General features: G+C 48.1%; 2 protein-coding genes. Both read left to right on the top strand.

All coding sequences use genetic code 11. The features are described 5' to 3' along the window. Positions 1 to 93: 93 nt before the first annotated feature. Positions 94 to 924, top strand: a complete 831-nt coding sequence (locus AC1DUO_RS24545) for an alpha/beta fold hydrolase (protein ID WP_013575337.1) — start codon at positions 94 to 96, stop codon at positions 922 to 924. 254 nt (positions 925 to 1,178) lie between these two features. Beyond that, a partial coding sequence (locus AC1DUO_RS24540; protein ID WP_477989225.1) for a SpoVR family protein occupies positions 1,179 to 1,837 on the top strand: 659 nt, incomplete at its 3' end.

The raw sequence follows: 1,837 nt of genomic DNA, 5'->3' as shown, positions 1-1,837 counted from the left end.
CATATCGCAACGACGCAATTACTGACCTACACTTCAATCGGTTTCTGTTTTGCACCGTTCATTTCAGCAATTTTCAGCAATAAGGAGTCGATTGTGAATAACTCAAACTTTCTGAAGCTTAAAGATGGTACACAACTTTTTTATAAGGATTGGGGCAGCGGACAGCCGGTGGTTTTTAGTCACGGCTGGCCCCTGTCGTCGGATGCTTTTGAAGATCAGATGCTGTTTCTGGCAGAACATGGTTATCGCGTTATTGCCCACGACCGCCGCGGACACGGGCGTTCTTCTCAGTCATGGGAAGGCAATAATATGGACCAGTACGGAGATGACATGGCCGAACTGACGGCTTATCTGGATCTCAAAGACGCGATACACGTCGGGCACTCTACCGGCGGCGGCGAAGTTGCCCGTTATATTGGCAGGCACGGCACCTCGCGGGTGGCAAAAGCGGTATTAATTGGTGCAGTGCCACCGATTATGATCAAAACAGATTTCAATCCCGGAGGATTACCTCTTTCTGTTTTCGATGGTATCCGTGGCGGTGTGACGAAAGATCGTTCCCAATTTTTCCTGGACTTGCCCGACGCATTTTATGGTTTCAACCGCCCCGGTGCTGAGGTGTCAGAAGGTTTACGCCAAAGTTTCTGGCTCCAGGGTATGCAGGGTTCAATAAAAGCACTTTATGATTGTGTTAAAGCGTTTTCTGAAACCGATCAGCGCGAAGACCTGAAGAAGATGACGATCCCGACGCTGGTGATTTACGGTGATGATGACCAGATTGTGCCACCCGCTTCCTCCAGCGAAGCTGCGCTTAAGTTGTTGCCAAATGGCAAAGGTAAGGTTTATGCGGGCGCATCTCATGGTCTGTGCAGCACACACAAGAATCAGATAAATCAGGATTTGTTAGAATTTATCCGCAGTTAATCCCCCGCTGTTTGCGCCTGTCTCCTGATATTGTTCGCCCAAAGCCAGACTGTACGCGGCTTTGGGCTCTTTATTGCCCGCCGATTGACAGTCTCCTGCCTTAAGGATATAGATTTGTTGAGGAATGGATTCATGGTGTTTATCTAACGACACACTCAGATTGAGCTACGATTATCAATGGACGTGCGAAATCTTAAGAAAAGGTTGTGAATCAAACACTCTGTAGCGTCCATAACTGAATGAGGGTGCGGCTTATGACGACAGTGACCCAAAAGCAAAAAACTGAGGACAAACGTCTTAGCGATGGACCGGACTGGACGTTTGAGTTATTGCAAACTTATCTCGAAGAGATTGACCGGGTGGCGAAGTCCTACCGGCTTGAAACTTATCCGCATCAAATCGAGATCATCACTTCCGAACAAATGATGGATGCCTATTCCAGCATTGGCATGCCGATCAATTACACTCACTGGTCGTTCGGCAAGAAATTCATCGAAACCGAACAGCTGTATAAGCACGGACAACAAGGTCTGGCGTACGAAATCGTCATTAATTCCAACCCGTGTATCGCTTATCTGATGGAAGAAAATACGATCACCATGCAGGCGCTGGTGATGGCCCATGCCTGCTACGGGCATAACTCTTTCTTCAAAAATAACTATCTGTTCAGAAGCTGGACCGATGCCAGTTCCATCGTCGATTACCTGCTGTTCGCCAAGCGTTATATCAGTGAATGCGAGGAACGCTATGGTGTCGATGAAGTTGAACGGTTGCTGGATTCCTGTCACGCGCTGATGAATTACGGCGTTGACCGCTATAAACGTCCGCAAAAAATCTCCCTGCAGGAAGAACTGGCGCGGCAAAAAAGCCGTGAGGAATACCTGCAAAGTCAGGTGAATTCTCTGTGGAAAAC

This window comes from Rahnella sp. P4_A8 (assembly GCF_056402435.1).
Note: the sequence above shows the minus strand (reverse complement) of the source record. Positions and strands in the feature narration are given on the sequence as shown.